General features: G+C 66.4%; 13 protein-coding genes. All 13 read right to left on the bottom strand.

Annotation, left to right across the window (positions count from 1 at the left end):
* Positions 1–11: 11 nt before the first annotated feature.
* Positions 12–716, bottom strand: coding sequence for an NAD(P)H-dependent oxidoreductase (locus V0R62_RS03340; RefSeq protein WP_330102735.1), 705 nt, complete (start codon positions 714–716; stop codon positions 12–14).
* The gene (locus V0R62_RS03345) at positions 713–1237 is read right to left on the bottom strand and encodes a hypothetical protein (protein ID WP_330102736.1); all 525 of its coding nucleotides are present in this window, start codon (positions 1235–1237) and stop codon (positions 713–715) included. Before V0R62_RS03345 ends, V0R62_RS03340 begins: the two co-directional genes overlap by 4 nt.
* 110 nt (positions 1238–1347) lie before the next feature.
* Positions 1348–1953, bottom strand: coding sequence for a c-type cytochrome (locus V0R62_RS03350; RefSeq protein ID WP_330102737.1), 606 nt, complete (start codon positions 1951–1953; stop codon positions 1348–1350).
* Positions 1950–2396: a c-type cytochrome gene (locus V0R62_RS03355; RefSeq protein WP_330102738.1), complete on the bottom strand. Its 447-nt coding sequence runs from the start codon at positions 2394–2396 to the stop codon at positions 1950–1952. The genes V0R62_RS03350 and V0R62_RS03355 overlap by 4 nt, the downstream gene beginning before the upstream one ends.
* 3 nt (positions 2397–2399) lie before the next feature.
* The gene (locus V0R62_RS03360) at positions 2400–2924 is read right to left on the bottom strand and encodes a methylamine dehydrogenase light chain (protein WP_330102739.1); all 525 of its coding nucleotides are present in this window, start codon (positions 2922–2924) and stop codon (positions 2400–2402) included.
* Positions 2921–3523: a methylamine dehydrogenase accessory protein MauD gene (gene mauD / locus V0R62_RS03365; RefSeq protein WP_330102740.1), complete on the bottom strand. Its 603-nt coding sequence runs from the start codon at positions 3521–3523 to the stop codon at positions 2921–2923. Before mauD ends, V0R62_RS03360 begins: the two co-directional genes overlap by 4 nt.
* Positions 3520–4074 (bottom strand): MauE/DoxX family redox-associated membrane protein, encoded by a 555-nt coding sequence (locus tag V0R62_RS03370; RefSeq protein WP_186734037.1) that lies wholly within the window; start codon positions 4072–4074, stop codon positions 3520–3522. Before V0R62_RS03370 ends, mauD begins: the two co-directional genes overlap by 4 nt.
* Positions 4068–5288 (bottom strand): amine dehydrogenase large subunit, encoded by a 1221-nt coding sequence (locus tag V0R62_RS03375; protein ID WP_330102741.1) that lies wholly within the window; start codon positions 5286–5288, stop codon positions 4068–4070. The genes V0R62_RS03370 and V0R62_RS03375 overlap by 7 nt, the downstream gene beginning before the upstream one ends.
* A gap of 37 nt (positions 5289–5325) precedes the next feature.
* The gene (locus tag V0R62_RS03380; RefSeq protein ID WP_330102742.1) at positions 5326–6303 is read right to left on the bottom strand and encodes a WD40/YVTN/BNR-like repeat-containing protein; all 978 of its coding nucleotides are present in this window, start codon (positions 6301–6303) and stop codon (positions 5326–5328) included.
* Positions 6304–6316: 13 nt separating this feature from the next.
* Positions 6317–8677: an efflux RND transporter permease subunit gene (locus V0R62_RS03385; protein WP_330102743.1), complete on the bottom strand. Its 2361-nt coding sequence runs from the start codon at positions 8675–8677 to the stop codon at positions 6317–6319.
* 45 nt (positions 8678–8722) lie between these two features.
* Positions 8723–10549 (bottom strand): DUF1302 domain-containing protein, encoded by a 1827-nt coding sequence (locus tag V0R62_RS03390; RefSeq protein ID WP_330102744.1) that lies wholly within the window; start codon positions 10547–10549, stop codon positions 8723–8725.
* Positions 10550–10567: 18 nt separating this feature from the next.
* Entirely contained in the window at positions 10568–11905 is a 1338-nt protein-coding gene (locus tag V0R62_RS03395; RefSeq protein ID WP_330102745.1) for a DUF1329 domain-containing protein, read from the bottom strand.
* 357 nt (positions 11906–12262) lie between these two features.
* Positions 12263–13627 carry an NAD(P)/FAD-dependent oxidoreductase gene (locus tag V0R62_RS03400; RefSeq protein ID WP_330102746.1) on the bottom strand — a complete coding sequence of 455 codons (1365 nt, stop codon included), beginning with the start codon at positions 13625–13627 and terminating at the stop codon, positions 12263–12265.
* Between the last annotated feature and the right edge of the window lie 49 nt (positions 13628–13676).

A 13676-nucleotide genomic window follows, 5' to 3' on the forward strand; every position in this document is an offset into this window, starting at 1 on the left:
AGCGCTCCCCGTCACAGGACTCTTGGGTGCAAGGTGGCGTCGAAGTCATCCAGCGACGGAAACACCAACGGCGCTCGCTCATCGAGCGTCAGCAGATGCTCGCGGTACTGCGCCAGATACTGCTGGCGCGCCTGCTCGCTGATGTAGGGCACATGGAACGCCACGAACGGCGGCAGCACCGACAACCCGACATAGCCCAGCACCCCACGCTGGATCGGGCGCAACATCGCGTCGAGATCGCCATGCACGGCATCCGGCCCGAACATGTGGGTCTGCCCGCCCAGGGAGAAACTGAGCATCGCCCGCTTGCCCTTGAGCCCGCCACGGTCGTAGATGCGCGTGCCGCCATAGCAGTAGCCCGAGACGAACACCCGGTCGATCCAACCCTTGAGGATGGCAGGCATGCTGAACCAGTAGATGGGGAAGTTGAGGATGATCAGGTCGGCCCAGCGGATCTTGTCCAGCTCCGCGGCGATGTCCGCGGCCAGGGTGCCGTTGTTGACCGCATGGCGCTGCTCCAGGGCATAGACCAGGTAGTCGGCATTGGCGCGCTGGCGGAAGTCGTCGGCGCTGGCGACCGGGTTGAAGCCCATGGCATACAGGTCCGACAGCTGCACGCTGTGGCCCTGGCCCTCGAGGACCTCCACGGCCAGGCGGGCCATGGCGCTGTTGAAGGACTGGGGTTCGTTGTGGGCATGGACGATCAGGACGTTCATGGCAGCTCCGCGGTGGCAGGTGGCAAGGGGTGTTCGGCCAGCAGCCGCACACCGTTGTATTTGAGGAAGAAGGTGTCGGCCTGGTGCACCACGTCGCGGTAGCGGCCATTGAGGGCCAGGCGCATCATGTCCAGCTGCAGTTGCTCCTGGTCGATCATGTAGTCGAGGAAGCGCTGCGCATCCGCGGGACCGATCTTGCGCAGGCCCTGCAGCCAGGCCATGTACTTCACCGTCTCGTGGTGGACGATGCGCAGCAGCAGGCCTTGCAGGGGCCGCGGGACCGAGGACAGCAGCCAGGCCTTGAGCCGTGTCAGCACGCCGGGCGTGGTACCCAGACCCCAGCGATCGGCAGCGGTCTGGTAGCGCGGCTGATTGAAGCGCTCGAGGTCGGCGTAGGTCTTCCAGAATGGATGGGACTGCTGACCTTGCAAACGCGAAGCCATGCGCCGGACCGCCGCCAGGGCGAAAGCGCGGTTGGCCAGTTCGTGGCGAAAGCCCTTGAGAAACTTGGGTGATGGCATGGTGGGAGGTATTTCCGTTGGTTCGAGATACTAGGAGTGGAGCATTGGGCCTACGCGGTCCCTGTAGGAGCGGCCTCGTGCCGCGAAAGGGGCTGCGCAACAGCCCAGATTCATGGACTGACGATGTAATCGATCAACACCTGACGCGGCCCCTCGTCATGCAGCTGCAAGGCAATGCCGCGCATCCAGATCGCCAGCTCGCTGCCATGCTGCTCGCCCCCTCGTGTCCCATCGCTGAACGCCGTCAACTGGCGCTCCAGATAGACCCGGTCAAGCACGCGCAGATTGGGCGTTTTCAAGTGCGCGAAGCCCTCTCCCCGCGGGCCGTGACAAGCGGCGCAGGTGCCCTGGTACAGCGCCTGCCCCTGACTGGCGGACACCGCTGACGCAGCGCTGGAACTACCGCCCAGCCCTGCGAAGTAGCGCGCCAGCGGTTCCTGGTCGCCATCGCCTATCGTCGTGGCGATGGCACGCATCTGTGCGCCATGGGTGTCTGCGCTGGCATAGCCACGGCGCCCGGCCTTGAAGTCGCGCAGCTGAGTGAGCAGGTACTCGGCTTGCTGCCCGGCCAGCCGCGGCGCGCCGAGCGCGGGGTTGCCCTGGCCCTGGTCACCGTGGCAGGCCACACAGGTGGCGGCCTGGGTCGGTGGCGCTTCGGCGTGGGCGGCGAAGGCCGCGGTCATGGCCAGCAGGCCAGCGTAAAGGCTTTGCTTCATCGGTCGGGGTTCCCTGATCGTTGTTCTTTTTCAGTGATGCGTTGCAGCAGGCGATTGCGCGTGGTCTCGACGTCGGCGGGCACCACCCCGCGCCACTGCTGCACCTCGGCACCGGTATAGGGGTTGAAATCAGCGGGCAGATGGCGTGCGTCGAAACGCGCCAGCATCCAGTTGAGGACACCCGCCAGGGCTTCGTCCGACAGCCCCGACAAGGCCGAACCCGGCACCTGTACCAGGTACTCGCGCCCTCCCGGCACCCCGAGAAACTTGCCCAGTTGCCCGGGAAACGCCGGCACGCTGCGCCCCGGATTGCCGCTGCCGTCGGGCAGGTGGCAGCCCTGGCAGTTGAGCATGTAGTCGAACTGGCGGGGCTCGGTGGCCCGGGCGTTGCCGGCGAGCAGCAGCACGGCCAGCGTCAGCAGACCTATCCGACGCACGGCCATGCCCTACTCCTTGACCCCGATCACCACCGACAGCGAGCAGTGGTACGGCATGTCCGCCTGACTGCCGGAGCACCAGTTGAGGTCGTTGGAGCTCTGCGGGCGGTACAGCGGCGTGTCGCCCTGGTCGCGCTGGCACACGCAGCGGCCGCAGTTGCTCTTGCCGCAGCAGTCGTTGTACGAGATCACATAATCCTTGCCGTCGGTGGGGTTGCGGCAGGTGCCGATCCAGGTGATGTCCGAGCGCACGGTGCCCGGTGGGCAACTGCTGGAGGTACCGCCGCAGCAACCACAGAGGAAACCGTCAATGGCGCAGTGGCGCCAGTACTCGCAGCTGTTCGGGTCGCCCGACTCCTGCAGACCGGCGCTGGACTGGGCAAAGGCGCCGCCGCGAAACACCGGCAGCAAGGTGGTCGCCCCGGCGCCGGCCAGCAAGGTGCCCAGGCCGCTGAGAAAGCCCCGGCGCGAAGTGCCGCGGGCGACACGGCGGGTCAGCAGTTGAGTGGCCTCGTCGAACCAACGGATCGTCATGGCTGCAGCCCCTGTTGTGCGGCGCTGTACGCCTGGACCGTGGCATGCCCCAGGCGCCGTGCTTCCAGCAAGCTTTCCAGGTGCTCGCGGGTGTTGACCAGGCCATGGCTGGCAACGCTGCCGTGCTCGTCGATCAGCACGCCGTAGGGCAACTTGCTGATCTGGTAGGCCAGGCCCACTTCCCGCGACAGCAGGTAGGGGAATGCCTGCAGACCATGGGCGGCGATGAAGGCCAAGTGCTCGTCGGCTGCGCCATCGCTGGCCAGCACGACCCTCAGGCGTTCCTGGCGGCGCAGCGCATCGAGCACCGGCAGCAGCGTCTTGCACACCGGGCATGTTTCGGAAAGGAAGAACAGCAAGGTGCCCTGCCCTTGCCCGCTGGCGCCGCCGAGTCTGACCGAGCCCCCGGTCAGACTCGGCAGGGTGAACACGGGCGCCGTGTCACCGGCCTTGATCGCCTTGCCCAGGGACAGCGCCCCCACCGGCTGGATGCGTTCATGCAGCAGCCCGACCTGGCGAGCCAGGGCCCACACGGCAAGGATCAGCATCAGGATGATCGCCCAGGACAACAGGCTGGAAATGATCAGTGCATAGGTCATGGCCGTTGCCTCGGGAGTGCACGGTTGGAGATCAGCTGGTTGGCCAGCAGGTACAGGGCGGCGACACAGACGAAGGCGAACACCAGGGTGCAGCCGTCGAGCCAGGTCAGCGCGCGTTCGTTCATCGGTGCCAGCAGGTTGCCGGCGGCCAGCGCCAGCAGCAGGTTGCGCCAGACCAGCGCCCGGGACGGCGGCTGGCGACGGCCGCCGAAGTGGCAGCCACAGTCTTCCAGGGATGTACCCTCGCCTACGGCCGCCGCCAGCACGCCGGCATACAGCACCAGCAACACCACGGCGGGCAGCGTCGCTAACGGCCACCACAGGCTCAGCAACAAGCCGGCGGCGGCCAACACGTCCAGCACCGGCAACAGGTGCGCCCACACCGGCGCCGCGCACCAGCGGCCCAATACGAGGGCATAGCGTTGCAGCACCTCGGCGAACACCCGGGGATCGTGCAGCTTGTGCAACGCGGCAGCGCCGAGCAGCAAGGCCAGCCCGCCGACGCTGGCAACATGCACCAAGGGGTCATGCAGCAGTTCGACGGTCACCATGGCATCACCACATTGAGGAAGCCCAGGGGGATGTCCCCGACGCTGCGCAGGTGCTCGCCGCTGTCGGCGTCGTACAGGTTCACGCCCTGGCGTAGCAGCGGGGTCAACCCGGCCTCGCCTTCGGTCAGGTAGACCCACATGGTGAACAGGCTCGGCATCGGCACCATCCAGTCCAGGCTGTACAGCCGTGGTTGCGCGCCCTGGCTGACGCCGATGGCGGTGCTCTGCTCCTTGAGCGGCAGGCGCGACACCCGCTGCTGCGTAGCCACATCGAACACCCAAACCTCGGTGCCGGGCTTCTGGTAGTTCTCCGGCTTGTCCTTGTGCATCAGTACGTACAAGCGCCCGCTCTGCCGGTGCAGGGCCACGCCATGGTTGCCAGCGATACCCCAGCCATCGGCGCGCTCCTGGTCACTGAGCAACGACCACTGCTTGCGCGGGCGCACACCCTCGGCGCTCATGTCCAGGGCATAGGCGCGGTTGTGCTGGGAGACGAAGTACCAGGTGTCGCTATCGCGCACGCCCGTGGTCAACAGCAGGTCCTGCAACGGGTCGAACGCCGGGGGCGTGCGTTGCTGCAGCGCCACCTGTCCCTGTTCGTCCAGACGCAGGTGGAAGAACCCGCCATTGCCGCAGATGGCATAGAAATCGCGAGGGCCGGCCGGGTAGATCGACGCGCAGCCGGGGATCGGCACCTCGGTGACAAAGCGGCTGTTTTCCAGATCGACCACCGAGATCGACTGCGCCGGGGTGAAATTGAGCACCAGCAGGAAGCGCTCGTCATCGGACAGCACGCTGAGGCCCGTGGAGATCAGCGCGGTCATGCGCTTGGCCGGGATCGCGATCTCGCGCTTGGGGCTGAGGGTCCTGGCGTCGTACACCGTGACCACATCGCTGCGCTGGCCGCGCACGCCACGGCTGAAGTAGATCTCGGTGGCATACAGCTCATCGCGGCTGTGCGCCAGCTGCAGGCCGTTGGACCAGATGCCGGTACTCAGTTGACCGAGATTGCGACCCTGGTCGTCGAACAGGTAGGCACGGCCATCAACCATGTTGGGGGCATTGCTGCCCCAGATCCAGAACCAGTGCTGCTCGCGATGATCGCCCAGCACTTCGACACGGGCCTGCTCCGGCACGAAGTCGGCCAGTGCCGAGGCGGCGCCGGCGAACAACCACAGACCACACAGCAGATGACGCAAGGAACGCTTGAACATAGGGGCTCCGCAACAGGCGATCGGCCTGGGCTTGAGTCTATCGAGGGGCATTTTCAGAGGCTTGGCGCGCGGTGACAGCTGCCTTGGCATCCGGTGCCACGCCATCGATCACGCCCGCTGCGCCGAACAGCAGCAGGTGGCCGGAGTGCGCGGCCAGGGCCGCCAGGTTCAGACGGTCCTCCCGTTGTGCGCTGGTGAAGTGCGTCACCTGAGAATCGGAGATCGCCATCAGGCCTGAGTTACCCACCAGCGCCACCCGGCCGTCATTCAGTTGCGTCACGGCGCTGATCGCCTCGCGGCTGCCACTGTCGAGCACGCGCCAGTGGCGACCCTGGCTGTCACCCAGCAGCACCCGCCCGCTCATGCCGGCCAGCAGGACGCGGCCATCACGCAGGCCAGTGCCTGTCCACAGCGAGCCACTGACGCCGGTGTCCAGCACCTGCCAAGAAGCCCCCTGGTCACTCGAGCGGTAGGCATGACCGGCCTCGCCAACGATGAACAGACTGGCATCGGCGGCCTGGAACACCTGATTGAGGTGGAAGTCGTCGCCCTCCTCGCCGATCGGCATCGGCTGCCAGCTGACGCCGCCATCGGCCGTGCGCGCCGCATAGCCGTATGCACCAACAACCATGCCGTGGTGGGCGTCGGTGAACAGCACCGACAACAGCACCGGCTTGCCCTCCAGGCGCTGTTGCAAGGTCCAGTTCTGACCGCCGTCGACACTGTGCAACAGCACGCCACCATGCCCCACCGCCCAGCCCTGGCGCTGATCGACGAAGCTCACGGCGGTCAGCAAACCATCCACCGGCACGCTGCGCGCCTGGCGCCATTGTTGGCCATCGGCGTACAACGCCACTACGCCGTGGTCGCCCACCGCGACCAACCCGTCCCCGGTCCGCGCCACCGCCACCAGGGGCGCGTGGCGTACATCGCTCAGGGCAATGGCCGGCGCCGCAGCGGCCTGCCCTGCCGATATCAATCCCAGCAACCAGGGCAACACCTGAACAGTCTTCATCCCTCAGCCCCTTTCAATGAGCGGCCAGGGGCGCACGAACCGGCCCCCGTCGCGGAACCAGCCTTTCCAGGACCACGGCCAGCGCCGGCAGCAGGGTCACCGCCATCAGCATGTTGGCCATGAACATGAAGGTCAGCAGCAGGCCCATGTCGGCCTGGAACTTCAACGCCGAAAACGACCAGGTAGCCACCCCCACCGACAGCGTCAGTGCGGTGAACACCGTGGCCACGCCTACCTCGCGCAAAGCCTGCTGGAAGGCGCTGACGATGTCGCACCCAGCGGCCAGGTGCAGCTGCAGGCGGTTGTAGATGTAGAAGGCGTAATCCACCCCCACGCCCACGGCCAGCACCATCACCGGCAAGGTGGCCACGGTCAGGCCGATGTCGAGGGCCTTCATGAACCAATAACCGAGGAAGGTCGCCAGGGTCAGCGGCAGGCAGCAGGCGAGCATCGCCCGCCAGTCGCGGTACACCAGCCCCACCAGCAGCACGATGGTCAGGTACACATAGAGCATCATCGGCAGCTCGGAGCTCTCCACCACTGCGTTGGTGGCGGCCTGCACCCCGGCGTTGCCGCTGGCAAGGCGCACGCTCACCCCAGGCAGCACATGGCGCTCGCGGTACTGCTCGACGGCCGCGGTTATCTGCTTGAGGGTGCTGGCCTTGTGGTCGGCCAGGTACAAATTGACCGGTAGCACGGTGCAGTCGGCATCGAACAGGCGCAGCGCTTCGGGCACCTGGCGCACGGTTTCGCCCAGGGACAGCTCGTCGACCGGCAGCGCCGCCCATTTCGGGTTGCCTTCATTGACCCCCGAGGCCGCCAGCTTGGCCATGGCCGGCAGCGACTGCGCCGACAGCACGCCGGGCAAGGTACCCAGGTACCAGGTCAGGCGATCGACATAGGCCATCACGTCATGCCGGTAGCAACCGCCCGCCGGGGTCTGCACGGCCACGGTGAACAGGTCCAGGCCCAGGGCGAAATGGCTGACCACCTGCTCCACATCCTGGTTGTAGCGCGAGTCGGCGTGCAGCTCGGGCGCGCCCGGCAGCACATGGCCAATGTGCCGGCCCTGGCTCTGCCACACCGCCAGCGCCATCAGGCCAACGCCCAGCACGGTCACCCGCAGCGCGTTGCGCGGTTCGGCGATGCGCCCAAGGCCAGTCATCAACTCTTCGCGGCGCGCCCGCAGGCGCTCGACCTTGGCCACGTAGCGACCGTCGAAACGGCAGTAGCTGGCCAGTACCGGCAGCATCACCAGGTTGGTGACGATCTTGTAGGCCACCCCCACCGACGCGGTGATGGCCAGTTCGCGAATCATCGGGATCGGCACCAGCACCAACGTCGCAAAGCCGACGAAGGCAGTGATCAAGGCCAGGGTGCCAGGGATCATCAGGCCGACGAAGCTGCGCCGGGCGGCGGTCATGCCATTGGCGCCGGCGCAGACCTCCTTGGCGATGAAATTGACCTGTTGCACGCCGTGGGACACGCCGATGGCGAACACCAGGAATGGCACCAGGATCGCCAGCGGATCGAGGCCGAAGCCCAGCAGCGTCAGCGTGCCGAACTGCCACACCACCGACACCAGCGAGCACACCAGCGCCAGCGCCGTCAGGCGCCAGGAGCGGATGTACCAGTAGACCGCCAGCGCCGTGAGCACAAAAGCCAAGGCAAAGAACTCGACCACGCTGCGGGCACCGGCGCCGATATCGCCCATCTGCTTGGCGAAGCCGATGATCTGCACGTCGAAGTCGGCGTCGGCGTACTGCGCCCGCACCTGCTCCTCCAGCTGACGGCTGAAGGCCAGGTAATCGAGACGCCTGCCCGTCACCGGATCCGGGTCGGCCAGCTCGGCCACCACCATCGCCCCACGCTGGTCGTTGGCCACCAGGCTGCCGACGAAGCCACCGGCCAGGGTGCGCTCGCGAATGCCGGCAATGGCCCGGGCATCAAGGTTGCCGACGGTGACATCGCCGCCGACCACGTCCTCGGCCTTCATGCCCTCCTCGGTGATCTGCACCATGCGGGTGTTCGGCGTCCACAGCGAAGTGACGCTGCGCCGGTCGATGCCCGGCAGGAAGAACAGCGTCTGGGTCAGGTCGTGCAGACGGGTCAGCGCCGCCGTGTTCCAGATATCGCCATGGCGCGCCCGCAGCACCACGGTGACGCGGTTGGCGCCGAACAGCACGTCGCGGTACTGGTTGAACGTCTTGATATAGGGGTGCTGCTGCGGAAGCTGTTTGTCGAAGCCCGCCGTCATCTCCAGACGCGCGGCGAACAGGCCCATCACCAGGGTGACCACGGCCAGCAGGCCGAGGGTCGCCAGGCGATGGCGAAAGACCAGGCGCTCGAGCGCCGAGACCAGATAAGCCAGCATGAATAGCCTCCCCGCCCCGCGCCCTTTGAGCGCGTGACGGCCGGATCAGAAGGAGTAGGAAATATTGCCGCTGACGAAGTCGCGGTCGGCCATCAGGTTGTTGTCGCCCCCGCCCCAGTAGCGCACCCACTGCAGGCCGCCTTTCCAGCGGTCGCGGTGGTTGAACAGCAAGGAGGCGGTCAACGACTTGCGCCCCTCGACGAAGGGCATCGCGTTGGGCGTGGTGCCCTTGACGTCATGGCTGAAGTCCAGTTGCGGGGTGACGGTGACGCCGCTGCCGAACAGGTTCGGGTAGTTGACCCCGAACTCGGTCACATAGCCCCACGAGGTGCGGTCGGGCAGCGAGTAGTCCGGCAGCACGTAGGGCACCTCGCCCGACAGGTCCAGGCCCGGATAGCGCACCACCGCCACCTCGGCCAGCAGGAACGCGTCGGAGGCGCCCAGGGCGTCGGGGATGAAGCCCAACGGGTCGTTGCCCGAGAAGCTGTAGGTGGCATTCACATCGGCCTGCCACTTGCGCGTCTCGACGAAACCCTTGTGCTCGCCGGTGTCGAACACGCTGTAGCGGTTGTAACTGCCGGTCAGGCCCTGCCCGAAGGCTACCGTCGGGTCGATGGCCACGCTGTCGCGGGGCCGGAACGACAGCTCGCCGGCCACGGCCACCGGCCCCACCAGGGTGCTCATCGACACGCCGAACAGGTCCTTGTCCTCGCCGTAGTTGATGAAGTAGTCGTCCACCACCAGGGCATCCGGGTTGCTACGCGCCGTGTAGCCGATGAAGGGCAGCTTGTCGTGGTAGCGCTGGTAGAACAGGCCGAATTCGGTGCCGATCGACTCGGCCATCCAGCGCAGGGCCACGCCGTACTGGCCGCCGTTGCTGGCCTTGCGCTCGCCGCCATAGGGCACCGCCAGGCCATTGGCGACGATCTGCTCATGGCTCAGCCCGCTGCTCAGCGGATCGCCGCAGCGCCCCGTCGGCGTGCCTGCGCAGACACCCGGTTGCAGGCCCTCGATATAGTTCGTCGGGTAGTAGATCGCCCGGCGTCCTTCCCCGGCGATATCGACGGTGGAAAAGTAGCTGCCCACCGGGTCCAGGCCGTAGGCATTCCACTTGAACTGGTAGTAGCCCTCCAGGCTCAGGGTATCGCTCAGGCCCAGGCTGAACGAGGCCATGGGCGCCGGGATGAACACCTCTTTGAGCTGGGTGCCCGGGGTGTGGTACTTGGGCAGGCTCAGGGCGTTGATCTGGTTGATGCCACCGCTGATGAACATCTCCGCGCCCCAGCTGATCACCTGGTTGCCGACCTTGACCTTGGCCGGCATCTCACCGAGGTCGAAGCTTTTCGCCAGCCACAGGTCGAGCAGGTCGAAGCGCTGGGTGGCGTCGCGTCGGGCCGGGCCTTGAAGGTCGGTACGGCGGGTATCGTCCATCTTGAAGTCGCGGGCCCAGGCGACCCGACCCAGGGCACTCCAGCCGTCGCCGAAGCGCAGGCTCAGTTCATGGGTGCCCTTGAGCACCTGGGAGAACACGTCGTGCTTGTGGTAGTTGAGGTTGCCGTCGTCGGCATTGGCGTAGTTGATGTCGGCGTTGGCGTAGCCGTTACCACGCTCGAGGTTGTAGTAGCGGCCCAGCTCATTGCCAGTACCGGTATTGCAACCGCCATTGTTGCTCCCCAACAAGTGGCAGTCGGATGATTCCAGGCGACTGGCGAAACCGTAGGACAAGGTCGAGTCGAAACTGCCCGAGAGCCCGTCCTCGCTACCGAAGGTGAACGCCTGGCAAGGCTGTGCGCCGAGCAGTCCGACGGCCGCCAGGGCCAGCGCCGGGCACGGGGCAGCCTTCGCCCATGCCCGCGAAGGGAGGTTGTTCATGTTGTGTTCTCCCGAAGATCAGCGCTCGCCGCGACGGCGCAGTTCGCCCGCGTTGAACAGCTTGTCGCTGACCCGGCCCTGCAGGCCGGCCGTAAGGTCCAGGGCCGCGCCCTGCTGGGTGAAGCCATCGGCGATGTAACGCCGGGCGATCAGGTCGTAGCTGACATATTCGAAGCTGGTGCAGGCCTGGATCTCGGGGTCGGCCCACAGGCTGCCCTCCTGTACCCGCCACAGGTTGCCCTTGGCGTCGTACATGTCCACGTGCAGCAGGCTCCAGCTGTCCTCGTCAAAATAGAACACACGCTTGGCGAACGAATGGCGCTTGTCGGCCTTGACCGTGGCCTCCACCACCCACACCCGATGCTTTTCGTAGCGCTGCGCGTCACGGTCCAGGTACTGCTCGCCGATCAGCTTGTCGTAGGTGTTGCTCTTGTCGACCAGGCGGTAGGAGTTGTACGGCACCACCATCTCGCGCTTGCCGACCAACTTGAAGTCGTAGCGATCCAGGGCACCGGTGAACATGTTGATCTGGTCGACGAAGTACAGGTTGTCGGAGCCGGCGATCGGGTTGTCGTAGGCGAAGGTCGGCGCCTGGCGCACGCGGCGCTGGCCGGGGAAGTAGATCCAGGCGTTCTGTGGCTGGTCCAGGCGGGCATGCACCAGGTACATCTCACCCGCGCGCGAGGACGGCGACTGGATGTCGTAGAGCAGCTTGGCTTCGATGTCGCCGGTGTCCTCGGGCGCTTTCACCGCCGGGTCGTTATAGGGGTAGTACTCGCTGGCCCATTGGCGGATCTCGGTGAGCCCGCCACCGGCTTCGCGGCGCAGGAACGAGATCTGCGCCTTGCGGCCCTTGGCCATGTAGCGCAGCTTGTAGTTCCACAGCACCTCGATGCCGCTTTTCGGTTGCGGGAACGGCACCGCGGCCCCGGCGGCCTGCTCCAGGCGCCAGCCATCGGCGCCGATGCGTGCCTGGCCGGCGAAGTCCTGGGTACGCTTGGCCACCTCGACCGGTATCGCGCAGCTGCGATGGGTGGGGTACACGTCCAGGCGATAGCCCGGGTAGGCCTTGATCAGCGCCACCTGCCCTTCCGGCAACTGCCCCTGGTACTGGGCCACGTTGTTGGCGTCGATCGAATACAGGCGCTTGTCGCCGGCATAGGGATCGCCATGGCCCGGCGACCAGCCGGCCGGCGCCTGGGTCAGGCCGCCGGTCCATGCGGGAATGCTGCCATCGGCGTTACCGGCCTTTTCGGCCCCCGTGGGGGTAAGGTCGGCAAGGGCCGTGAGGGAAGTGGTGGTACCAAGCAGCGCCAACAGCGCGCCGCCCAACAGGGACAGGGGGCGTGGTTTCATGAACTTTTCCTTGCGGGATTGTTGTGGTTATCGAAAGGCAGTTCGTAACGGGCAAGGGTGCGGAAAAAGAGGCCGCCGAGGGACGGCCCAAAATGCGTTTCCGGCTCTGCGTGACAGACAGTATTCAATGGCGGTGGCCAGCGGCTTGGCCGCATGCGCCAGGGTGTTTGTCATCCGGTGCCAGCGGATGTACGCGATCTCTGTAGGAGCGGCCTAGTGCCGCGAAAGGGCCGCAACGCGGCCCCTGTGTCTCGCGATTGCCTACACATCGACGGGGCTGCTGCGCAGCCCTTTCCGGCCGGTCCGACGCCTCGGCAAGGACGCTCCTACACCACCGCGCATGGCATCGACAACCCATCAGGTTTTGAGGGCGCGCTCCTCCCACCAGTCCCAGGCCCGCAGCGCCTGGCGCGCCGTGCGCCCGGCCCAGCACGAAAGGGTGTTGCCCGGCATCGGGATGGCCTTGCGGTTGACGATCCAGAAATCGGTCAGCTCGCTGCGTCGGTCCTGCAACAGGTCGGCGATGGTACGCCCGTTCAGATGACTCAGCGCCACGCCGTGGCCGAAGCAGCCCCCGGCATAGATCATGCGCTCATCGCCGACAAAACTGATTTCCGGGACCATGTCGGCGTTGACCGATACCGGTCCGCCCCAGCGATAGGCGATGCGCACGTCGCGCAACTGCGGGTAGATCCACTTCAGGTGCGCCTCGCAATGGGCCCAGCTGGCCGGCGACGGCTGTTCGTCCGTTGCACTGCCGGTGTAGGCCAGCACATCGCCGCCGCCCATGACGATGCGGCCGTCCACGGTCGGGCGGAAGTAGTGCAGCATCTGCCGGTTGTCGCCGAACGCCTCCCGGCCCTGCCAGCCAAGGCGCTGCCACAGCGCATCACCCAAGGGCTCGGTGACCACCTGGTAGGTCCACAGCGGGAACTGGCGACGCTCCAGCGCACGAGAACCGGGCACCTGTCGCGAGTAGGCGTTGGTGGCGAGCACCAGCTTGTCGGCGGTCACCCTGGCCACGGGCGTGCGCAGCACGATGCCCCCACCACTGGGGTCGATGTCCAGCACTGGCGTGGACTCGTGGATGCGCACGCCTGCCGAAGCCGCCAGGCCCTTGAGGCCACGCACCTGCTTGCAGGGGTCGAGATAACCGGTCCCGGTTTCACGGATACCACCCAGCAGACGCGGCGAATCGTACTGCTGGCGCAACGCGTCGCTGTCCTGCCAGCACATGTCCGCCGCCAGCCCCAACGAGTCGTACAGTTCCAGGGTCTTGCCCAGGCGCGCCACCTGCTGCGGCGAATAGCTGACCCGCAGCAGTCCGGCATGGCGGTAATCCGAATCGATGCCGTGGCTGTCGATCACTTCGCGGGTATAGGCCACGGCCTTTTCAAGGTAATGGTGGGCGTCGATCATCTTCTGCCGGCCCCAGCGCAGCACCACCAGCTCCGGCTCCAGGCCGAACAGCCTGGTGCTGAAGCCGGCGTTGCGCCCACTGGCGCCGAAGCCGATCTGCGCCGCCTCCAGCACCACCACCCGGGCGCCGGGGTGGTCGCGCTTGAACTGCCAGGCGGCGTTGAGCCCGGTGAAACCTCCACCGATCACCGCCACATCGACCTTGAGGTCTTCGGTCAGGCGCGTGTTGGGCGCGTAGGCGCCGTAGGCGTGTTGCCAGAAGGAGCGATGCTCATGCACAGCGTCGTTGTTGTTGTCGTTCATGCTGGACTCTCGGGTTTCGCACACAGACATGCGGTCCCTTCGAGCCTAT

This window comes from Pseudomonas carassii (assembly GCF_036324045.1).
Classification (GTDB): Bacteria; Pseudomonadota; Gammaproteobacteria; order Pseudomonadales; family Pseudomonadaceae; genus Aquipseudomonas; species Aquipseudomonas peradeniyensis.